At 64.9% G+C, this 19,978-nt stretch carries 20 protein-coding genes; 10 read left to right on the top strand and 10 right to left on the bottom strand.

Features of this window, described 5'->3' with window-relative positions:
• The 3 genes from BLT08_RS16565 to BLT08_RS16555 all read left to right on the top strand — a co-directional run.
• Nucleotides 1-1,032: aminotransferase family protein (locus BLT08_RS16565; RefSeq protein WP_090310166.1), on the top strand; the 1,032-nt coding region annotated here is incomplete at its 5' end.
• A gap of 130 nt (nt 1,033-1,162) precedes the next feature.
• The gene (locus BLT08_RS16560) at nt 1,163-1,678 is read left to right on the top strand and encodes an Lrp/AsnC family transcriptional regulator (RefSeq protein WP_090310123.1); all 516 of its coding nucleotides are present in this window, start codon (nt 1,163-1,165) and stop codon (nt 1,676-1,678) included.
• A gap of 107 nt (nt 1,679-1,785) precedes the next feature.
• On the top strand, nt 1,786-2,796 hold the full coding sequence (locus BLT08_RS16555; RefSeq protein WP_090310121.1) for an ornithine cyclodeaminase family protein: 1,011 nt from the start codon (nt 1,786-1,788) through the stop codon (nt 2,794-2,796).
• A 61-nt stretch (nt 2,797-2,857) separates the two neighbouring features.
• On the opposite strand, the gene BLT08_RS16550 is transcribed toward BLT08_RS16555, so the two are convergent.
• The 3 genes from BLT08_RS16550 to BLT08_RS16540 all read right to left on the bottom strand — a co-directional run bounded on the left by BLT08_RS16550 (nt 2,858) and on the right by BLT08_RS16540 (nt 5,798).
• The gene (locus BLT08_RS16550) at nt 2,858-3,268 is read right to left on the bottom strand and encodes a Zn-ribbon domain-containing OB-fold protein (RefSeq protein ID WP_090310119.1); all 411 of its coding nucleotides are present in this window, start codon (nt 3,266-3,268) and stop codon (nt 2,858-2,860) included.
• The gene (locus BLT08_RS16545; RefSeq protein WP_090310118.1) at nt 3,265-4,440 is read right to left on the bottom strand and encodes a thiolase domain-containing protein; all 1,176 of its coding nucleotides are present in this window, start codon (nt 4,438-4,440) and stop codon (nt 3,265-3,267) included. The genes BLT08_RS16550 and BLT08_RS16545 overlap by 4 nt, the downstream gene beginning before the upstream one ends.
• Nucleotides 4,441-4,601: 161 nt before the next feature.
• Nucleotides 4,602-5,798: a 3-hydroxyacyl-CoA dehydrogenase gene (locus BLT08_RS16540; protein ID WP_175529353.1), complete on the bottom strand. Its 1,197-nt coding sequence runs from the start codon at nt 5,796-5,798 to the stop codon at nt 4,602-4,604.
• A 173-nt stretch (nt 5,799-5,971) separates the two neighbouring features.
• Here BLT08_RS16540 and BLT08_RS16535 point away from each other — a divergent pair, with 173 nt between their 5' ends.
• A complete protein-coding gene (locus BLT08_RS16535; protein WP_090310114.1) occupies nt 5,972-6,406 on the top strand; it encodes a GNAT family N-acetyltransferase in 435 nt (144 codons plus the stop codon).
• A gap of 162 nt (nt 6,407-6,568) precedes the next feature.
• On the opposite strand, the gene BLT08_RS16530 is transcribed toward BLT08_RS16535, so the two are convergent.
• A complete protein-coding gene (locus BLT08_RS16530) occupies nt 6,569-7,543 on the bottom strand; it encodes an LLM class flavin-dependent oxidoreductase (protein WP_090310112.1) in 975 nt (324 codons plus the stop codon).
• Between the two features lie 102 nt (nt 7,544-7,645).
• On the opposite strand from BLT08_RS16530, the gene BLT08_RS16525 reads away from it, so the two are divergent.
• Both BLT08_RS16525 and BLT08_RS16520 read left to right on the top strand, forming a co-directional pair.
• Entirely contained in the window at nt 7,646-8,812 is a 1,167-nt protein-coding gene (locus BLT08_RS16525) for an enolase C-terminal domain-like protein (protein WP_090310110.1), read from the top strand.
• Nucleotides 8,813-8,818: 6 nt separating this feature from the next.
• Nucleotides 8,819-9,601: an enoyl-CoA hydratase/isomerase family protein gene (locus BLT08_RS16520; protein ID WP_090310109.1), complete on the top strand. Its 783-nt coding sequence runs from the start codon at nt 8,819-8,821 to the stop codon at nt 9,599-9,601.
• Between the two features lie 24 nt (nt 9,602-9,625).
• Here BLT08_RS16520 and BLT08_RS16515 read toward each other — a convergent pair whose 3' ends face one another.
• The gene (locus BLT08_RS16515; RefSeq protein WP_090310107.1) at nt 9,626-10,762 is read right to left on the bottom strand and encodes an acyl-CoA dehydrogenase family protein; all 1,137 of its coding nucleotides are present in this window, start codon (nt 10,760-10,762) and stop codon (nt 9,626-9,628) included.
• 152 nt (nt 10,763-10,914) lie between these two features.
• Between BLT08_RS16515 and BLT08_RS16510 the strand changes: the two genes are divergently transcribed.
• Nucleotides 10,915-11,829: a CoA transferase subunit A gene (locus BLT08_RS16510; RefSeq protein WP_245724254.1), complete on the top strand. Its 915-nt coding sequence runs from the start codon at nt 10,915-10,917 to the stop codon at nt 11,827-11,829.
• Nucleotides 11,830-11,899: 70 nt separating this feature from the next.
• Nucleotides 11,900-12,664 (top strand): CoA-transferase subunit beta, encoded by a 765-nt coding sequence (locus BLT08_RS16505; protein ID WP_090310105.1) that lies wholly within the window; start codon nt 11,900-11,902, stop codon nt 12,662-12,664.
• A 24-nt stretch (nt 12,665-12,688) separates the two neighbouring features.
• On the opposite strand, the gene BLT08_RS16500 is transcribed toward BLT08_RS16505, so the two are convergent.
• The 3 genes from BLT08_RS16500 to BLT08_RS16495 all read right to left on the bottom strand — a co-directional run bounded on the left by BLT08_RS16500 (nt 12,689) and on the right by BLT08_RS16495 (nt 14,386).
• Nucleotides 12,689-13,735 (bottom strand): zinc-dependent alcohol dehydrogenase, encoded by a 1,047-nt coding sequence (locus tag BLT08_RS16500; protein ID WP_245724253.1) that lies wholly within the window; start codon nt 13,733-13,735, stop codon nt 12,689-12,691.
• A 94-nt stretch (nt 13,736-13,829) separates the two neighbouring features.
• Nucleotides 13,830-13,991, bottom strand: a complete 162-nt coding sequence (locus tag BLT08_RS23115; RefSeq protein WP_175529352.1) for a hypothetical protein — start codon at nt 13,989-13,991, stop codon at nt 13,830-13,832.
• A gap of 20 nt (nt 13,992-14,011) precedes the next feature.
• Nucleotides 14,012-14,386 (bottom strand): VOC family protein, encoded by a 375-nt coding sequence (locus tag BLT08_RS16495; RefSeq protein ID WP_090310102.1) that lies wholly within the window; start codon nt 14,384-14,386, stop codon nt 14,012-14,014.
• Between the two features lie 176 nt (nt 14,387-14,562).
• Between BLT08_RS16495 and BLT08_RS16490 the strand changes: the two genes are divergently transcribed.
• On the top strand, nt 14,563-16,206 hold the full coding sequence (locus BLT08_RS16490) for a thiamine pyrophosphate-binding protein (RefSeq protein WP_090310100.1): 1,644 nt from the start codon (nt 14,563-14,565) through the stop codon (nt 16,204-16,206).
• A gap of 174 nt (nt 16,207-16,380) precedes the next feature.
• Here the strand turns inward: BLT08_RS16490 and BLT08_RS16485 are convergent, their stop codons facing one another.
• Nucleotides 16,381-17,172: an HpcH/HpaI aldolase family protein gene (locus BLT08_RS16485; RefSeq protein ID WP_090310097.1), complete on the bottom strand. Its 792-nt coding sequence runs from the start codon at nt 17,170-17,172 to the stop codon at nt 16,381-16,383.
• 174 nt (nt 17,173-17,346) lie between these two features.
• Between BLT08_RS16485 and BLT08_RS16480 the strand changes: the two genes are divergently transcribed.
• Entirely contained in the window at nt 17,347-18,534 is a 1,188-nt protein-coding gene (locus BLT08_RS16480) for a CaiB/BaiF CoA transferase family protein (RefSeq protein ID WP_090310096.1), read from the top strand.
• Nucleotides 18,535-18,555: 21 nt separating this feature from the next.
• Here BLT08_RS16480 and BLT08_RS16475 read toward each other — a convergent pair whose 3' ends face one another.
• Complete coding sequence (locus BLT08_RS16475; protein WP_394328199.1) at nt 18,556-19,776, bottom strand: MFS transporter; 1,221 nt, start codon at nt 19,774-19,776, stop codon at nt 18,556-18,558.
• Between the last annotated feature and the right edge of the window lie 202 nt (nt 19,777-19,978).

Below are 19,978 nucleotides of genomic sequence, written 5' to 3'. Positions count from 1 at the left end.
GCGGAGGTGACGCCGGGGAACCTCTCGAAGACGTTCTTCTCGACCAGCGGCACCGAAGCCGTCGAAGCCGCGATCAAGATCGCCCGCATGTACACGGGAAAGCAAAAGATCATCTCGCGGTACCGCTCCTACCACGGGGCGACCCACGGCTCGATTAGCGTCACTGGCGACCCACGACGACTGATGGCCGAACCCGGCGTTCCGGGAACGATCAAGGCCCCCGATCCGTACGCCTACGGTTCGACCCTCGAGCCGATGGAGAGCCTCGAGTACATCGACGAGATGCTGATGCTCGAAGGCGACACCGTCGCGGCGGTGCTCGTCGAACCGGTCGTCGGCTCGAACGGCATTCTCGTTCCGCCCGACGAGTACCTGCCCCGGCTCAAGGAGATCGCTCACGATCACGGCGCGCTCTTGATCTGTGACGAAGTCATGGCCGGCTTCGGCCGCACCGGCGAGTGGTTCGGCAGCGACGTGTTCGACGTGACGCCCGACATCATGACGATGGCGAAGGGGCTCTCGGGAGCCTACGCGCCGCTAGGCGCGACGATCGTCACCGACGAGATCACCGACCACTTCGAGGACGAAATGTTCTGTCACGGCCACACCTACGCGGGCCACCCCGTCGCCTGTGCCGCCGGGCTCGCGGCCATCGAGACCTACCAGGAGGAGAACCTCATCGAACACGCGAGCGAGGTCGGCGACTACCTCGGCGATCGGCTCGAGGAGCTCGCTCAGGACCACCCGAGCGTCGGTGAGACGCGGGGTGTCGGCCTCTTCCGCGGGATCGAGCTGACGAAAGATCCCGACGAACGCGTGCCGTTCGGGGAGCGCGAGGACAAGATCTCGACGGGGACGACCGTCGTCGACGAGGTCGCCGCGGCCGCCTCCGACGGCGGCGTCTACGTCGCCAACATGATCAACACGCTCATCATCGCGCCCCCGCTGCCCATCACGGAAGACGACATCGACGAAGCCGTCACGGTTCTCGACGACGCCCTCGAGGTGTCCGACGCCGCGATGGATCGGTGAACCATTACAGATACGGAGACCGACGACGCCGTAACGGCTCTCGACGCTGCGATCACCGCGGCGCGTCGAAGCCGGGGACTTCGTCGCGACGTATCGAACCTTATTACTACGGTGCTACGTAGTAAATAGTATGAAACCCACAAAACCGCTGCCGGATCTGGACGAAAACGATCTCGAAATACTCAGAGAGCTCGAGCAAAACGACGAGAAGAACCTCGAGGAGCTCGCGGCCGAGCTCGATCTCTCGAAGTCGACGATCCATTACCGACTAAATCGCCTCAAAGAAGACGGCGTGATAACGGACATCTCCGCCGATATCGATCCCCAGTCGCTGGGGCTCGCGATGGTCGTCATCACCGAGGTGAACGTCTCGCACGAGCGCGGCTACGCCGACGAGATCGGTGACGGATTGGTCGACGTCGAGGGCGTACAGCAGGTCTACTACACCATGGGGGACGTCGACTTCGTCGTCATCTCGCGGGTCCAGAACCACGATCAGATGAACGAGGTCATCGACGATATCGTCGCTATCGACGGCGTCAACGAAACGTCCTCCCGATTCGTCATGCGGGAACTCAAGGACGGAAACAGGCTACTGGAGAACATGTCCGACGAGATGATCGGCAACGTCCTCGAGACCGAGTGAACGAAATCGAGACCCAGTAAGCGATCCACACGCGCCAGCGTGTATACTGCATCTTCACCCCCTGTCTAACGGTTGGCTTTTTCTACCCTGCGTGTGATGGATCGAGTATGACAGACACGCTGTTTCTCACCAGCGACGAAGTCGACGGACTCGCAACGCCGGCCGAATACGTCGACGTCGTCCGAGAGGGCTACCGCCAGCGAGGAGAAGGCGCCCCGGCCCTGCCGCGACAGACGTTCCGCAACGAGAATCCGGACGGAAAGCTCACGAACTACTCGACGATCCTCCCCGACACGGGTGCGATGGGTGGCTACGTGTACACGTCGGGCTTTAGCGGACCCAACGCCTGGTTCGTGACGCCGCTGTTCGACGCCGAAAGCGGCGAGCCCATCGCGCTGATCGACGGCGCGAGCATGAATCCGTTCAAGACGGGCGCGGCCGGCGCGGTCGCCGTCGACGCGCTCTCGCGGGACGATGCACGTACCCTCGCCGTCATCGGCAGCGGCGCGCAGGCCCGTGGCCAACTCCACGCGACGACGACCGTCCGCGACTTCGAGTCGGTCCGCGTCTTCTCGCCGACGCCGGAGAATCGAGAGACCTTCGCCGCGGAGTTCGACGACCACCTCGACGCGTCCGTCGAGGCCGTCGACTCGAGTGCGGCCGCCGTAACCGGTGCCGACGTCGTCATCACGGCGACGAAGGCGGCCGATCCGGTCTTCGACGGCGACGACCTCGAGCCCGGGACGCACGTGACGGCGATGGGTCAGTACACCCCCGGCCGCCGCGAACTCGACACGACCACCATCGAGCGCGCGACGTACGTCCCCGACCTCCGCGACCGCGTGACGCAGGACGCGGGATCGTTCCTCGCGGCGCTCGAGGAGGGCGTCGTCGACGAGGATCACGTTCACGCCGAACTCGGTGAGGTGGTGGCGGGGACCGCTCCCGGTCGAACGAGCGACGACGAAATTACGGTGTTCGACAGCGGCGGAACGGGTATCGAAACGGTCGCCGCCGGCTACATGCTCTACGAGAAGGCCCTCGAGGAAGGGTTGGGTACCGAACTCCCGATCGCCCCCGCCAGCGAGGCGCTGACCGGCCGGCTCCCGTCGGAATAGCTGCGACCGCGGTCCAGATCAGTACGGTCGATTTTCTACGCGAACGAGCGTGAACGATCCGTCAGTCGTCGACGGGAGTGAACACCGGGACGGCGACGTCCGACGCGTCCGTATCGACGAACCGGACGTCGACTCGCGTGCCGATTTCGACGTCCTCGGGATCGGCGTCGACGTTCGTCATCAGCCGCGGCCCGTCGTCGAGTTCCACGTACGCGAGTACGAGCGGAAGATCCGCCTCCGGCCAGCCGCTTATCGCTCGAGCGATCGAGTACGAGTACACCTCCCCGCCGCCCGACGCCTCGCGCCACTCGACGTTTTCGCTGAAGCAGTCCGGGCAGAGCGACCGCGGATAGTGGTAGACGAGGCCACAATCGAGACACTCGCGAACCAGTAGCTCGCCGCTCGCGGCCGCGGCCCAGTACCGTTCGGTCTCCGGGTTCGGTTCGGGAACGGGACGAGGCTCCCAACTCATGGGGCTTCCCTCCCCAGAACGACGGTCGCTGCGCCGTGGCGAGTGCCGATGCTCCCGCCGGTTCCGTGGGCGAGCGCGACGTCGGCGTCGACCTGCACCTCGGGATTGGCCTCGTTTCTGAGTTGGCGAACCGCCTCGATGACCTTCGTCATTCCGCCGCGGTTGGCGGGGTGGTTCGAACACAGTCCGCCGCCGTCGGTGTTGAACGGCAGTTCACCGTCTGGTGCGCGGAGCGTTCCGCCCTCGACGAACGACCCGCCGTCTCCTTTCGCACAGAAGCCGAGATCCTCGATCGCCTCGAGCACCGTTATCGTAAACGAGTCGTAGATCGACGCGTAGTCCACGTGCTCCGGCCCCAGGCCGGCTTCCTCGAAGGCGCGCGACCCGGACTGCTCCGCGGCGGTTCTCGTGAGGTCGATCCGTCCGGCGTCGTGGTGACCGATCGCCTCCCCGAAGCCGAGCACTTCGACGCACTCTCGGTCCAATTCTGAACGGACGTCCTCGGAGACGACGAGCAGCGCACCGCCGCCGTCCGAAATGACACAGCAGTCGAGGAGGTGGAGCGGATCGGCGACCACCCGCGACTCGACGACGTCCTCGACGGACACCGGCTCCCGATACATCGCGTGTTCGTTGTACTGGGCGTGGTGCGAGGCGGCCGCGCGGATCTCCGCGAGTTGCTCGCTTGTCGTCCCGTGCTCGTGCATGTGACGCTGTGCGGCCATCCCGTACATGCCCACGTTGGTGGCGCCGTAGACCCGTTCGAAACTGTCCTGGACCGTTCGAATGTCGCGCGCACCGGAGCCCGTCGCCTGTCCGCGCGACCGGGGACGGCCGGCGAGCGTGACGAGCGCGACGTCGCACCGACCGTCGCGAATCGCGCTGGCCGCGTGTCCGACGTGACTCACGTACGACGAGCCGCCGAAATCCGTCGTGTCGGCGTACGACGGGTCGAGTCCGAGATAGTCCGCCATGATGAGCGGCGACAGTCCGCTCTCGTACTCCGGAACCCCCGCCGTGAAGTAGCCGTCCACGTCGGCCTTCTCGAGGCCGGCATCCTCGAGTGCGCCCGCGGCGACCTCCGCGTGCAACTGCATCGTCGATTTGTCCGGTGCCTCTCTCGTGGGGTGTTCGAACGCCCCGGCTACGTATACTGACTCGGCCATTGCCATTAGCGAACAGTTCACAAGCAGTCCCGTAAGCGTTTGTGATTCGGCGGATCACGTTTGCAACGACGGAAGACAGCAGCGGGCCCAACCCGAAGGATGTCTCGTCACGGTCTGGATCGACTGAACGCTACATCGAGTCGTCAAAAACGTGTGTCCGCAACCGTTCAGTAGAACGTCTCGCCGGTTTTCGCCTTTTGGACGAGCAGATCGCACGGAAGCGTCTCCGCGAGTTTGTTCGTGTCCTCGTGGCGGCTCGCAACCTCGGTCAGCTTCCGGACGACGACGTCGGCGCCGACTTCGTCGGCCTTCTCCAGCGGCCCCATCGGCCAGTTGCCGCCCAGCCGAGCGCCGGTGTCGATATCATCGACGCTCGCGACGTCGTTTTCGACCATCTTGGCGGCTTCGTTGACGACCGGCGCCCACACCAACAGCGTGTCGAACCCCTGTCCGGCGTCGACGGGAATCCGGGGTTCGTCGCGTTCGTCGTACTCGTAGTAGCCGGCGTCGGCCTTCCGACCGTACCGTCCCTTCTCGTAGAGCTGGTGGAGGAGCGGACAGACTTCCGTGTCGTAGGACATCGGGCGGTCGTCGACGAGGTGATCCTGTTCGCCCTCGACGCGGAGCTGGATACCGCCCGTGAAGTCGGCGAGTTCGAACGGGCCCATCGGGAACCCCTCCTCGTACTTCATCGCGGAGTCGATCTCCGTGAGGGAGTGTTCGCCCCGATAGACCATCCACGCCGGTTCTTCGCCGTACGGCCGCATGAGCCGGTTGACGATGAACGAGGGAACGTCTACCTTACAGCGGATCGGCGTCTTACCGAACGACTCGACGAGCGATTCGGCGGTGTCGGCCACGCCGTCCGGCGTGTGTTCGGTCATGATGACCTCCACGAGTTCCATCAGCATCGGCGGGTTGAACCAGTGGGTCCCGATGACCCGCTCGGGATCGTCGGTCGTCTCGGCGAGTTCCGTGATGTTGAGTCCGGACGTGTTCGTCGCGAGGATGGCCTCCTCTGGTGTCGCCGCCTCGAGGTCCGCGAAGATGTCCTGCTTGACCGCCTGCTGTTCGACCGCCGCTTCGGTGACGAAGTCCGCGTCGCCGACGGCGTCGTCGAACTCGGTGGTGAACGTGAGCCGGTCGAGCGCGGCGTTCGTCTCCGCCTCGGTGGCGCCGTCCTTCTCGACGCGCTTCTCGTAGGACCACTCGATCCGTTCCGCCGCCTCCTCGAGTTGCGACTCGTCGATGTCGGTGATCGTCGTCTCGTACCCGGCCAGCGCGGCGACGGCGCCGATTCCGCGACCCATCTGTCCCGCACCGACCACTGCCACGGTCTCGATGTCGTCGATATTCACGACCATGACCACACGATTTTCGGGGCGCTCCATAAGGGTATGCGAAGGCGAGAACGCCCGCTCGTCGAACGGTCGAGCGGACGGACGACGACCAGTTCGACGCCCGAGCCGCCACACGAGGGCGGGACGACCCGTTCGATCCCCGGAATTTACGTCGTGACGATACCTAACTACGAGCGATGACGACAGCCGATATTCGAGAGATCACCACCGAGTCCGGCCGGCGCGAACTGTTCCCGCTCGTCACCGAACTCCGCGATCACCTCGATCTCGAGACGTATCTCGAACTGTTCGAGGAGATGCGCGAGGAGGGATACCGACTGTTCGCGCGGTACGACGGCGACGAGGCGGTCGCGGCCGCCGGCGTGAAGATCTCGACGAACTTCTACCTCGGCCGCCACGTCTACGTCTACGACCTCGTGACGGCCGAGGGTGAACGGTCGAAGGGACACGGCGAACGGCTCCTCTCGTTCGTGCACGACTGGGCCGCCGAGCGCGACTGCGACGCGGTCGAACTCGAGTCGGGGCAGTGGCGCGACGACGCCCATCGGTTCTATACGGAACGGATGGGCTACGAGGAGTACTGCACCTCGTTCGTCTATCATCTATCGTAGGGCTCTGTTGGACGCGAAAACGCAAAGCGAAGCCGGTCCAGCGTCGCAGCGATCGGTCGGACGGTCCGTCGGTGCACCGGTGCACCGCGGTGGGATCGTTGACTATCAGTTCGCGAATTCGGACAGTCGAACGCTCGAGTCGGAAAGCCGAACCGACGCGTCTCAGTCGACGATATCGGCGAACCGCCGCAACTGCTCGCGCTGATCCGCCGCGGTGAAGCGGGTGATGAACGTTTCCACGCCGGCGTCGGCGTACCGCTCGAGGTGGTCCGCGACGACCGACGGCGGGCCGAACGCCCCGCGGTTCCGAATGTCGTCGTCGCTCAGTGCACCCCAGGAGGGGTAGTACCGATCGAGGAAGTCGCGAGCCTGGTCGATCGCCGCCGCTTCTGTTTCCGCGATCACCACGTCGTGATAGTAGGCCGCGTCGAAGCCCGCGGGGTCGCGACCGGCGTCGTCGACGATCTCGCGCGCCCGGTCGAGTCCGCCTTCGTACATCTCGGGCGACATGCCGATGGGAAGCCAGCCGCCGCCGCGGGTCGCGATCCGGTCCCGTATCTGTCGCGGGAAGCCGTCCCGCGGGTCGAACGTCGCCGAGGCGATGTAGATGGGCGGCGAGCTCCCGCACGGACGGATGCCGATATCGGCGTCGTCCAGTTCGAAGAACTCGCCGTCGACCGAGACGGGGTCGTTACTCCAGAGCCCCTCGAGGATCTCGAGTCCCTCGTCGAGTAACGCGCCCCGGCGCTCGTAGGGTACGTCGAGTTGGTCGTGTTCGGTCTCGACGCCGTCACCGACGCCGACTCCGACGCCGAGTGCGAGGCGGCCGCCGCTCACCAGATCGACGGTCGCCGTCTGGTGGGCGACGTGAACCGGATGTCGAAGCTGGGGCAGGTAGACCGCGGTGCCGAGGGTGACCGATTCCGTCGCCCCGGCGACCGCGGCGAGGGTCGATAACGGTTCGAGGCGCGGTTTCGCCAGCACGCTGTCTCCGGCCCACACGCCGTCGAACCCTAGCGATTCCGCTCGGCGAGCGAGCCCGATCACCTCCGATTGCACGCGAGCGGCCTGCTCGAGGGAGTCATCGGCGGAGAGAACGACGCCGCGTGTCGGCAGTACGTAGCCGTGGGATACCATACCTCATTGTTTCGACCCACTGCCCTAACCGTTTGCGCTCGGCTTGCGCATCACCGCGATGCAAAGTCATTTGGAACACCTTCGCCATGTGATAGCGTACCGATGGCACCTACGATCACGCGCATCGAGTCTGTCGAGTTCGGCTACGACCTTCCCGACGTCGGCTACGCGCCGAACGGGTTCAGCATCGTCTACGAACCCGGCACGACGACCGAACGGAAACTGTTCGCGCTCCGCGTACACACCGACGAGGGAACGACCGGCGAGTACGTCGGCGGCAACTCGCCTGGCGCCGCCCAGCTCAACATGATCGCCGACTACCTTATCGGCAAGAACCCGCTCGAGCGCGAGCGCCACTGGAGCGCGTTCAAACGCGCGCTGCGGAAGTACGACTGGATGGGAATGGGACCGATCGACATCGCGCTGTGGGACTTCGCCGGGAAGCACTGCGGCGCGCCGATCCACGAACTGCTCGGGAGCTATCGCGACTCCTTCCCCGCCTACGCCTCGACGTACCAGGGCGACAGGAACGGCGGCCTCGACTCGCCCGACGCGTACGCCGACTTCGCCGAAGACTGTCTCGAGATGGGGTATCAGGGGTTCAAGATCCACGACTGGGGCGGCGACTGGACGGATCCCGACGAGACGGTCGCGGTCGTCCGCGAGGTCGGTCGGCGCGTCGGCGACGAGATGGACCTCATGCTCGACCCGGCCTGCAACCCGGCCACGTTCGCCGACGCGCTGAAGATCGGGAAGGCCTGCGACGACGCCGACTTCCTCTGGTACGAGGATCCCTACCGCGACGGCGGCGTCTCCCAGCACTCCCACCGAAAGCTCCGCGAGATGCTCGACACGCCGCTCCTTCAGACCGAGCACGTTCGCGGCCTCGAGGCCCACACCGATTTCGTCGCGACGGAATCGACCGACTTCGTACGCGCGGATCCCGAGTACGACGGCGGGATCACCGGCGCGATGAAGATCGCCCACATGGCGGAAGGGTTCGGACTCGACGTGGAGTACCACGCCCCCGGGCCGGCCCAGCGCCACTGTCTGGCGGCGACGCGCAACAGCAACTACTACGAAGTGGCGCTCGTCCACCCGATCTGTCCGAACACCCAGCCGCCGGTGTACGCGGACGACTACTCCGACATGTTGGACACCGTCGACGCGGACGGACACGTCCACGTTCCGGACGGACCGGGTCTCGGCGTCGAGTACGACTGGGACGAGATCGAAGCCAGGGAGATCGGGCGGCGAGTCTACGAGTGATCGAGCATGGCCGACGACATCCGATACGAGACCGACGGGGGAATCGCCGCGATCACGATCGACCGTCCCGAGGTGCACAACGCCTTCCGACGGCAGACGATCCTCGAACTCAACGAGGCGCTGCGCGAGGCGGCCGACGACGACGGCGTCTACGTCGTCGTCCTGACCGGCGCCGAGGGCGGGTTCTGTGCGGGGGCCGATATCACGGAGATGCCGAACTGGCGCAAGGAGATGACCGAAGAGGAGTACGCGGGCTACCTCTGGTCGGTCCAGAACGTCGTTCGACAGCTCCGCCGAATGGAGAAGCCCTCGATCGCGGCGGTCGGCGGGCCCGCAGTCGGCGCGGGTTGTGACTTCGCGCTGGCCTGCGACCTGCGCATCGTCGGCCCGGACGCGATCCTCCGCGAAGGGTTCGTCCGCGTCGGCCTCGTCCCCGGCGACGGCGGCGGCTGGCTGTTACCGCGGCTCATCGGGGAGGCGAAAGCGAAGGAGTACCTTCTCACCGGCAACGATATCACCGCCGCAGACGCCGTCGACCTCGGTCTCGCGGTCGACAGCGCAGACGAACCCGTCGACCGCGCACGCGAGCTGGCGGCCGAGCTGCTCGAGCTTCCCGCGCTGGCGGTTCGACGGACGAACCGGCTCGTCGATCCGGAACAATCGTTCGAGGAGTACTGCGAACGGGCCATCGCGTACCAGTGGGAGTGCGTTACCGATCCCGAACACCGAGAGGCGATCGAAGCCTTCGGTGAGAATCGCGATCCGGAGTTCGACCGCGACTACTCGTGACGGTCATGACGGAGGTACCACGGATCACGCGAGGTTCGGCAGTCCGTCCTGCTTGAGCACCGCTGCGATCTGATTCTTCTGTATCTCGTCGGTGCCCGCCGCGAGCCGGCGTCCTCGAGCCAGCCGGTAGAGATACTCGAGGGGGTGGCCCTGCTGATAGCCGTTCGCGCCGTGGATCTGGAGGGCTTCGCTGACCACGTGCTCGACCATCTCGCTCGCGCGGAGTTTGGCCATCGACGCGTCGAGGCGTGCGGGAATGCGCCCCTGCTCGTGTGCGCGGGCCGCCGTTCGATGGGTGAGCGCCCGCGAGGCCTCGAGTTCGGTCGCCGCGTCCGCGAGCTTCCACTCGATTCCCTGGAACTCGTCGATCGGCTGGTCGAACTGCGTGCGCTGCTCGGCGTACTCGAGCGCCTTCTCCAGCGCACAGCTCGCGAGCGCGTTCGCCAGCGTGGCGCTTCCGACGCGCTCCCAGTTGAGCGCCCGGAGCTGGTTTTTGAACCCCTCGGGGCCGCTCGTAACGACGTTTGCCTCCGGAACGACGACGTCCTCCATGATGAAATGCGTCTGGTGGTGGCCGGCCATGTTGGCGTAATGTTGTGCGACCTCGACGCCGTCCCAGTCGAACTCGACGATAACCGAGCCGAGGCCGTCGGGAAACTTCGTCCAGACGAGCGCCGCACTCGAGTGCTCGACGTTGCTCACCCACGTTTTCTCGCCGTTGAGCACCAGATCGTCCCCGTCTTCCTCGATTCGCGTTCCCATTGCGCCCACGTCCGAGCCCGCCTCCGGCTCCGAGATGCCGATCGCGATGCTGTCCTCCGCGGCGAGAACCGGCGGCAGATATCGTTCCTTGGCGTCCTCGGTGCCGAACAGTTCGATCGCTCGCGGCGCGACCAGCTGCTGATTGTAGAGGAACTCCGCGGTGTCGGGACAGACGCGACCCACGGCCTCGATGGTGAGGATCGCGTCGAGTTCGGTCATCCCGCCGCCGCCGTACTCCTCGTCGAAGTTGACGCCGAGAAATCCACGGTCGGCCAACAGTCGCGCGTTCTCCCACGGCGGCTCGCCGTCCCACTCGAACGCTCGATCGGCGAACTCGCGCTCCGCGATGTCCGCGACCGACGAGACCAGTAACTCCTGCTCCGGGCTGAGCGATAGCATGTGAGTTGGTATCGTAGCTACCGGTATCAATGTACTGTAACCGGATCCCCGGCCGTGACTGGGAGCCTCAGGTGGCGAAATCGGATCGAAGTGCCCCCAAAGGCAATTCTTATGTGCGAATTACGCCATTCGTACGGTAGTCCACCACAGCTATGAGCAAGGTCACGTCCATGCACGACGCCATCAGCACCGGCGTCTCCGACGGTGATAGTATCTATCTCGCAGGGTTTACGCACCTGATCCCGTTCGCCGCGGGTCACGAGATCATCAGACAAGAAAAGCGCGATCTCGAGCTGATCCGAGCCACGCCGGACCTGATCTACGACCAGTTGATCGCCGCCGGCTGCGCGCGGAAGGCGACGTTCTCGTGGGCGGGGAACCCGGGCGTCGGCAGTCTGCCGGCGTTTCGCCGCGCGGCCGAGGACGGGATCCCGACGGAACTGGAACTCGAGGAGTACACCCACTTCGGGTTGATCGCCGCGCTCGACGCCGGAGCGTCGAACCTTCCGTTCGCCCCGCTCCGCGGGTTCATCGGTTCGGACCTGCCCGAACACAACGACAATATCGCTCGCATCGAGAGTCCGTTCGACGACGACTACGTCTACGCCGTCGCGCCGATCCAGCCGGACGTCGCGGTCATCCGTGCCCAACGCGCCGACGACGCGGGGAACGCTCACCTCTGGGGGATCCAGGGCGAGGTGAAGATCGCGGGGTTAGCCGCCGACACGGTCATCCTCTCGGTAGAGGAGCTGTGTTCCGAGGAGACGATCCGCAGCGATCCGAACCGAACCGTCATTACGAGCGACGACGTCGATCACGTCGTCCACGACCCCTACGGTTCCCACCCGTCGTACGCCCAGGGCTACTACGGCCGAGACAACGAGGCCTACATCGAGTGGGCCGAGATCGCGAGCGACGTCGACCGGGTCGAGGCCTGGCTCGACGAGTGGGTCTACGGCGTCGAAAACCGCCGGGAGTACGTCGAGAAACTCGGCGCCGAGCGACTGCTCGACCTGCAGCCGGAGCACTCGTACGCGACGCCCATCGATATGGGGGCGTACCGATGACCGGACCCCGCGCGAACGGACGCGAGGATAGCGGAACCGATCGAGCGACCGACTCTACGGAGGGAATCCAATGAACTACACGAAGAGCGAACTGATGGTGGTAGCGGCCGCGAGGGAACTCGAGAACGACGACTCGGTGCTCGTCGGTATCGGCAAGCCGAACCTGGCGTGTAACGTCGCCAAGCGGACCCACGCCCCGGAGCTGAAGATGGTCTACGAGTCGGGGACGATCGGATCGAACCCGTCCTCGCCGCCGCTTTCGATCGGCGACCCGGTGCTCGCGTCGGGGGCCGTCTCGATCGAACCGATGCGCAACGGGTTCAACTACTACCTGCAGGCCGGTCGCCTCGACGTGGGCTTCCTCGGCGGCGCACAAATCGACAAGTACGGCAACATCAACTCGACGGTCATCGGCGACTACGACGATCCGACGGTTCGGCTGCCGGGAAGCGGCGGGGCCTGCGAGATCGCGGGCCACGTCGATCGGACGCTGATGGTCACGCCCCACTCGGAGCGACGGTTCCCCGAGGAAGTCGACTTCATCACGAGCCCCGGCTTCGTCGACGGTCGCGAGGGCCGGGAAGAACTCGGACTGGACGGCGGGCCGGAAGCGGTCATCACCGACCTCGCCGTCTGCCGATTCGACGAGCGCGGGGAGATGTACGTCGACACCCTTCACCCGAACGCTTCGCGCGAAGATGTGCGCGCCGAGACCGGCTGGGAGATCGAGTTCGCCGACGATCTGGGGACGACGCCGGAGCCCAACGAGGAGGAACTCCGCTTGATCCGCGAGGATCTCGACCCGAACGAGATGTACACCGATCAGGCCGAGTGAGAACCGGTTCGGGCGCTTCGTTCGCTACGGATGCAGCGTGATTTTGATCCCCTCCCGCCGTCGGGTCGCGTCGAACGCCTGCTCGTACTCCTCGAGCGGAAACGATGGACCGAGCGCCGGGGAGAGATCCGTGTTCTCCGCGATCGCGATCGCCCGTCGCCAACTCGAGTCGCGCCGGCCGTAGACCGTCGTGATCGAGACGCCCCGCCGAACGAGCCGGGTGAGATCGACGGGAACCGTCTCCGAGCCGTGGAAGATGCCGATCTGGACGATTTCGCCGTCCCGACGCGTCGTCGACGACGCGAGCGATATCGCGTCGGGATGGCCTGAGGCCTCGACGAAGACGTCGACCTCCTCGGCGAGGTCCGCCTCGGCGTCCTCGGTCGTGACCGTGTTCGTCGCACCGAGCTCGCGCGCGAGCGGCAGTCGATCCTCGCGGTCGTCCGCCGTCCCGATAACCGTGACCGAACTCGCTCCGCCGGCGACCGCCGCGACGAGCGCGCCGATCCCGACCGATCCGGGGCCGGCGATCGCGACGCTGTCGCCGGGTTCGAACTGGGAACGTTCGATGCCGTGGACGGCCAAGCCGAGCAACTCGAGAAAGACCCCCTCGTCGGCGCTCAGCGAGCCGATGGGGTAGAGCGTCTCCTGTGGCACCACGGCGTACTCCGCGAGTGCGCCGTCGAGGTCGGGATGGAGACCGACGATTCGCCGATCGGGACAGATACCGAACGATCCCGAGCGACAGAGCCGACAGCGGCCACAGCCGAGGACGGGCTCCACCGCGACGCGCGTCCCCGCCTCGAACCCCTCGACGTCCGGACCGGTCGCGTCGATTACGCCGGCGAACTCGTGGCCGAACAGCTGCGGGAGCTCATCCGCGTAGTGGCGTTTGCTTTCGTGCCAGTCGTAGATCAGCGCCTCCGCGCCGCCGTCGATACCGACCGACTCGACGCGGATTCGCACCTCGCCGGGCCCCGGCTCGGGGACGGGAACGGACTCGAGTGCCATTCCCGGTTCGGGTCGCGTCTTACAGAGCGCAGTCATTCGATCCGCTGTGTTCGGCGTCACACCCGCGGTGACGCGAGGGGAGACCATATAGTTCGGGTCGGAGGCCCTCAATTCGGACTAATCCGAGTCAGAAATCTTCGGCTCCTCCCCCCGTTCACAAACCGGTGAGTACCACGTAGAGCACGCTGAAGAGGGCGAACCAGAAAAGCGATCGAAAGAAGAGTTTGCTATAGGTGTCTTTGATCGGCATCAGCTCGTGAAACTGGGATTCGGCTTCGAGCAGCGATTCGATGAGAGTTTGTTTTTCGTTACTCATGAAAACGACTCCGTGCTCGGTTACGCCTCGATGTTTTCGATGAGTTCGACGACGTATCCCTCCGGGTCGGTGACGAACGCGATCTGGATCCCCTTCTCCTCGACGGTCCGCGGATCGTCGACGACCTCGCTGTCGTACCGTTCGACGAGCGTCTCGATCGTCTCGCTCATATCGGCGACTTCGACGGCGAGGTGGTCAATGACGGCCGGCTCGGGGTTTCGCTCGGTGTCGTCGTGTTTGAACTGGATCTCCGCGTCGCTCTCCCCGGCGACGTACGTGTTGGTCACGCCGTCGAGGTCGAACTCGCGCGTCTGCTCGAGTCCGAGTCCGTCGCAGTAAAACGCCAGCTGTGCATCGATGTCGTCGACCCAGATAGCCGCATGGAGGACGTCCATGCTATCTCCCACCAAGGCCCGATACAAAAGCATATCGTCAGCGACGCCGGTTTCGCGACCGTTGTGGGTCGGGGGCTGCTGTGCCGCGAGCGATGCGGCGAACACCAGTGGAAATTACACTGTCTTTTACGAGAGATACCCTAGACCTTTACACTGTCTTCGGTCTCAGTACGGCTATGAAGGTCAACGAGGCAATTATCGATTGTCTGACTGAGAACGACGTCGACACGCTGTTCGGTATTCCGGGCAAACAGTCACTGCCGCTGAACGAGAGTATCAGCGAACGCGACGATATCCGGTTCGTCATGGCTCGCCACGAAACCGCCGTCTCGCATCAGGCGTGGGGGTACGCGGAGACCAGCGGCGGAATGGCCGCCACCGTGGTCATCCCCGGACCGGGCGATATGAACGCGATGAACGGGCTGAAAAACGCACTGAACGACTGTACGCCGCTCCTGCACATCGCCGTCGAGACCGAACCGGAGATTCGCGGCGGCGACGGGATCCACGAGACGCCGCCGGATACCTACGACAACGTCGTCAAGGAGAACATCACCGTCGAGACGCCACAGAGTACCGTCGCCGAACTCCAGACGGCGATCGACGCCGCACAGACGGCCCCGAAAGGCCCCGTTCGGATCGGTATTCCGAAAAACTTCCTCAAGATGGACGTCCCGCTCGCAGAACGGGGCGAGATCGAACGCCAGTCGTTCAGCGGCGTTCCCGCCGAGAAGGTCGACGCTGCAGCGGACCTCCTCGCTGAGGCCTCGAGTACGGTCATCATCGCCGGCGGCGGGATCAGAGCGTCCGAAGCGAGCGACGAGTTGCGAGCGGTCGCCGAACGCCTCGACGCGCCGGTCGTTCTCACGTACAAGAGTAAGGCGGTCTTCCCCGACGACCACGAACTCATGGGAGGAGTGCTGTGTGGCGGAACTGGGACGGCCGTAAAGGAACTCATCGCCGACGCGGACGCGGCGCTCGGCGTCGGGACCGACTTCGACGCGGTTACCATGCAGAACTGGTCGGTCGAGGTCCCGGACGACCTGGTCCACGTGACGCTCGACCCCGACGACATCGGAACCGGCTACGATCCGGCGGTCGGAATCGTCGCCGACGCCGCCAGAACGCTCAACGAACTCGACGGTGCGCTTTCGGACCGGTCGATCTCCGGTGCGAACGGCGCGGAGCGCGCACAGGCGACGAGGGACGCGATCGACGAGCGCCTCGAGGAACTGCGAGCGGTGTCGGACGCGCCGCTGACGTCGGTCAGGGCGCTGGACGCGATTCGTGAGGGAACGCCCCGCGATGCGGTCGTCGCCGTCGACGCGGGCGGGTTCCGGCTGTGGACGCTGGTAATGTTTCCAACGTACGAACCCCGCGATTACGTCAATCCGGGCTCGTGGGCGACGATGGCGTCGGGGCTGCCCTCCGCGATCGGGGCGAAGATCGCCAACCCCGAGCAGGACGTCGTGGCGCTCACCGGAGACGGGGGACTGCTGATGTGTCTCCACGAACTGCACACGTTGGCCGACGAGGAGATCGACGTCACGGTCGTCGTCCTCAACAACAGCGACTACGCCATCATCAGCGAGGAAGCTGGACGCAGCTACCGGATGGACGAGGGCGAGTACGGCTGGGAGGAGAACCCGGTCTCGTACACGACCGTCGCCGACGGACTCGGAATCGACGTCGAACGGGCGGAAACGCCGGACGAGATCGAAGCGACCGTCGCCGATGCGATCGCGAGCGACGGACCGACGCTCGTCGAAATTCCGACCGACCCCTACGAGCCGCAGTCCGGCGTCTGGATGAACGAATGAGGTAATCGTACCGCGGTCTCGAGTTCCCGAATTCGACCACTGCGCCCCGGATCCGGGCTCTACAGCGGTTCCCGAACGATTCACACTGCGTGCCAACTGGCAACAGATACTAGGACAATCCGATAACTGCGACCGGAACGACCCGGTTGCCTGCGGATCACCGACCAGCGGCGGTTACTCGCGTTTGGAGACGCTCTCCTCGTAGGTTTCGCGGATCCGTTCGCCGGTTTCGATGAGCGTCGTCATGTCCTTGCCCGCGATTTGAAAGTCGAACCCTCGTTCGACGCGGTCCGCGACGTCGGCTTCGCGAACCGTGAGCGTGCCGACGGGCGTGTCGGCGTTCGCTCCGGCTTCGATACTGCGAGCCATCGCGTCGGTGAGTTCGGGTGCGTCCCACTCGGCGAAGACGCCGAGCGACGCCGAGAGGTCGGCCGGGCCGACGAAGAGCGCGTCGATCCCGTCCACCGCCGCGATGTCGGCGGCGTGTTCGACGCCGGTCGGCGTTTCGATCTGCGCGATCGTGAGCAACGATCGGTGCTCCTCCGCGACGTAGTCGACGAAGTTCTGGCCGTAGCCGGCCGCGCGACCCGACGCGATCCCGCGATCACCGTCGGGCGGATACCGCGTCGCCCGGACGAGTTCGGTGGCAGCGTCCGGCGTGTCGATCATCGGCACCATGATCCCGTCGACCCCGATATCGAGGATGCGTTTGATCCGGACCGGATCGTTCCAGGCGGGACGGACGATCACCCCGAGTTCACCGGGTGACGCAGCGGCCGCACGGGCGAGTTCGGCGACGGTCTCGAGACTCATCGCGGTGTGTTCCGTGTCGATGAGAACGAAGTCGAATCCCGCTCTCGAAGCCGCTTCGACGATCGCCGGGTGACCGATCGATACCCAGGTCCCGAGAACGTCGCCGTCGGTAAATCGAGACCTGAAGCGCTCTCCGTCCGCGTCAGTTGTCATCGTGCCCTCGCTTTCGATGCGAGGAGCAAAAGCCTGTGGGTTGGAGTGACACGGCCTCGGTTCGGGGACGGCTCTTCGTTACGGTGGTCGACATCGAGAGGCGGTGACCGGTCCGTGCACGTGTGTGATAGGCCTTCCCAAAGAACTTTCTCCGACGGTGATATCGAGAGTAGTATGAAGCCCTTAGACGATTTAACCGTCGTTGATTTTACACAATCGATAGCGGGCCCCGTCTGTACGCAGTTGCTCGCCGAGATGGGGGCAACCGTTCTGAAGGTCGAACCGCCATCGGGCGATTCGTTTCGGAACCTGATGAACGGGAACATGTTCACCCCGTTCAACCACGGCAAGCAGAGCCTGTGTGTCGATATCAAAACCGACGCAGGACGTTCGATCGTCACGGAACTCGTCGACGAAGCCGACGTGATCGTAGAGAGCTTTCGGCCCGGCGTCCTCGAGAAGTACGATCTCGACTACGAGTCGGTTACGGCCCGAAACGAGGACGTCATCTACTGTTCGTTGTCGGGCTTCGGTCGAACCGGCCCGTATCAGTCGTATCCCGGCTACGATCCCTGTATTCAGGCCGTCTCGGGGCTCATGGCGACCACCGGCTACAGCGATCGGCCGCCGGTCCGAATCCGCGCGAGTCTGATCGACTGCGGGACGGGTGCGAACGCCGCGTTCGCGATCCTCGCCGCCGTTCGCCACCACGACCGCGGCGGGGACGGGACCCACATCGACATCTCGCTGTTCGACGTCGCGATCTCCTGGATGTCCTACTGGATCACGAACTACGACCAGTCGGGATCGCTCCCCGAACGCGCGGGAGGCAAAGGAATCGGCAGCGCGCCGAACGGGGTCTTCCCGACGGCCGACGGACACATCTACGTCGCGACGCTCTCGGAGGCGATGTACGAGCGACTCTGTACGGCCCTCGATCGAACCGATCTGCTCGAGGAAGACCGGTTCCAGACGATCGACGACCGCATGGACCACCGGGAAGCACTCCGTGACGAACTCATCCCGGAGTTCACGGAATTTACGTCGGCAGCACTCGAGCGAAAACTACTCGATGCGGGGATTCCGGCCGGAGCCGTCCAGACGGTCCAAGATCTCGTGGAGAACGACGAGCACGTCGAGGCGCGGTCGATGATCGTCGACAGCTACAATCCGGAGGTCGACGAGCGGGTCCTGACGGCGTCGCTTCCGTTCCGTTTCAGTTCGAGGATTCACGACGGGCAGTTCGCCTCGCGACCGCCGAAGAAGGGCGAACACACCGATCACATCCTCGAGGCCCTGTCGTACTCGGCCGACGAAATCGAGCGGTTTCACGAACACGGTGCGGTCATCTCGAGTTCGTAGCCCCTCGCCGACTCGGAACGCTCAGTTCTCGGGGATCCGGAACGCCAAGAGAATCATTCCGGCGGCGAACACGGCCAGAACCATAAACATCTCGTCGAAAAATCCTCGATCGGCCGCGGCACCGAACAGGACCGGACTGGTCGCACCGATCGTGAAGCCGACGGATCGAAGGATGCCGAACCCCGTCCCGCGGATTTCCTCGGGGAGGGAGTGAAGCAACGACGGTTCGACGACCGTCGCGAAGCCGAGCAGGGTGCTCACGAGAGCGGTCACCACGATAAGGATCCAGATGTCGTCGACGTACGGGAGCGCGATGAGGCCGATCGTCGGTCCGCTCGCGACGATCGTGAGCGAGCGGCGGATGCCGAACCGATCGTACGCACCCCCTGCGAGTGGCTTGATCAGAATGCCGAGTGCAAAGAAAATCCCGAACAGAAAGCTGGCGACGGTCGTCGAGAGCCCTTTGATTTCGATCAGATACGTCGGATAGAAGCTCGTGAACGCCTGCCAGACGTAAAGTCCGAGGATCAACACCGCCGTCGCGTACACGACCGCCGGCTGGCGGAACACGGACGTGAGAACGTGAAGATCGTCGCGGCTGAACCCGGAGTCGCCGTCCGAAGCACTCGGAGAGCGGGGCGGGACGACGACCCAGAGGGCGACGGCTGCGAGCAGGAACAACGGAATCGCGAAGCCGAATCCGAGCTGCCACAGAAACGCCGCCGCGATCACGCTGGCGACCGGCGGCAGGACCGACTGGCCGGCGTCCTGCGAGGCGGCCGTCACGCCGTTCGCAGCGCCGAGGCGATCCGTGTACAGTCGTGGCAGGACGGTGTACCGGCCGACCGCGTACAGCGCCGTCCCGAACCCGAACAGCGCCGTGGCGGCGAAGAGCACGATCGACGAGTTGGCGGTGACGACGAGCGTCAACGTTACCGCGGAGATCACCGCGCTCGCCGTGAGCGTGAATCGCTCTCCGAACCGGTCGGCGAGCACCCCGCCCGGAAACTGTCCCAGTGCGTACGCGAGGAACAGCACCGTTAGCAGGAGGCCGGCGGTCGTCAGATCGAGCCCGTAAGCCGTTCTGAGGTACGGCAGCATCACGGGGTAGATCATCCGCACGCCGATGGAGAGAAACCAACCGGCGGCGACGGCGGTGAGTATTCTCCCGCGGCCGCCGCTCCAGAGGTCGGCCACTCCGTTCCTGAGGTCGGAGAGGCTCCCGAAAGGGTTGCTTCCCACGGCGGATCAGTACTCCAGTACCGATGATAAGTATTCTGTTACGACTGGACAGAGCACGGCGGAATTCGAGAGACGACGGATGGCAGTGCCCGAGACGACGGGCAACCATCGTCCCGATCCGGAGCGACGGCCGACGACGACTCGGCCGGAAGCCGACGCACCGAGCGTTTCGACGGAAGCCCTACGCGCTCTCCAGTCCCAC

It is taken from the genome of Natronorubrum texcoconense (assembly GCF_900100335.1).
GTDB lineage: Archaea > Halobacteriota > Halobacteria > Halobacteriales > Natrialbaceae > Natronorubrum > Natronorubrum texcoconense.
Note: the sequence above shows the minus strand (reverse complement) of the source record. Positions and strands in the feature narration are given on the sequence as shown.

Bases quoted from the DNA above. Each gene is read 5' to 3' on its own strand.
- BLT08_RS16560 (WP_090310123.1), top strand. From the start codon at position 1,163: ATGAAACCCACAAAACCGCTGCCGGATCTGGACGAAAACGATCTCGAA.
- BLT08_RS16555 (WP_090310121.1), top strand. From the start codon at position 1,786: ATGACAGACACGCTGTTTCTCACCAGCGACGAAGTCGACGGACTCGCA.
- BLT08_RS16550 (WP_090310119.1), bottom strand. From the start codon at position 3,268: ATGAGTTGGGAGCCTCGTCCCGTTCCCGAACCGAACCCGGAGACCGAA.
- BLT08_RS16545 (WP_090310118.1), bottom strand. From the start codon at position 4,440: ATGGCAATGGCCGAGTCAGTATACGTAGCCGGGGCGTTCGAACACCCC.
- BLT08_RS16540 (WP_175529353.1), bottom strand. From the start codon at position 5,798: ATGGTCGTGAATATCGACGACATCGAGACCGTGGCAGTGGTCGGTGCG.
- BLT08_RS16535 (WP_090310114.1), top strand. From the start codon at position 5,972: ATGACGACAGCCGATATTCGAGAGATCACCACCGAGTCCGGCCGGCGC.
- BLT08_RS16530 (WP_090310112.1), bottom strand. From the start codon at position 7,543: ATGGTATCCCACGGCTACGTACTGCCGACACGCGGCGTCGTTCTCTCC.
- BLT08_RS16525 (WP_090310110.1), top strand. From the start codon at position 7,646: ATGGCACCTACGATCACGCGCATCGAGTCTGTCGAGTTCGGCTACGAC.
- BLT08_RS16520 (WP_090310109.1), top strand. From the start codon at position 8,819: ATGGCCGACGACATCCGATACGAGACCGACGGGGGAATCGCCGCGATC.
- BLT08_RS16515 (WP_090310107.1), bottom strand. From the start codon at position 10,762: ATGCTATCGCTCAGCCCGGAGCAGGAGTTACTGGTCTCGTCGGTCGCG.
- BLT08_RS16510 (WP_245724254.1), top strand. From the start codon at position 10,915: ATGAGCAAGGTCACGTCCATGCACGACGCCATCAGCACCGGCGTCTCC.
- BLT08_RS16505 (WP_090310105.1), top strand. From the start codon at position 11,900: ATGAACTACACGAAGAGCGAACTGATGGTGGTAGCGGCCGCGAGGGAA.
- BLT08_RS23115 (WP_175529352.1), bottom strand. From the start codon at position 13,991: ATGAGTAACGAAAAACAAACTCTCATCGAATCGCTGCTCGAAGCCGAA.
- BLT08_RS16495 (WP_090310102.1), bottom strand. From the start codon at position 14,386: ATGGACGTCCTCCATGCGGCTATCTGGGTCGACGACATCGATGCACAG.
- BLT08_RS16490 (WP_090310100.1), top strand. From the start codon at position 14,563: ATGAAGGTCAACGAGGCAATTATCGATTGTCTGACTGAGAACGACGTC.
- BLT08_RS16485 (WP_090310097.1), bottom strand. From the start codon at position 17,172: ATGACAACTGACGCGGACGGAGAGCGCTTCAGGTCTCGATTTACCGAC.
- BLT08_RS16480 (WP_090310096.1), top strand. From the start codon at position 17,347: ATGAAGCCCTTAGACGATTTAACCGTCGTTGATTTTACACAATCGATA.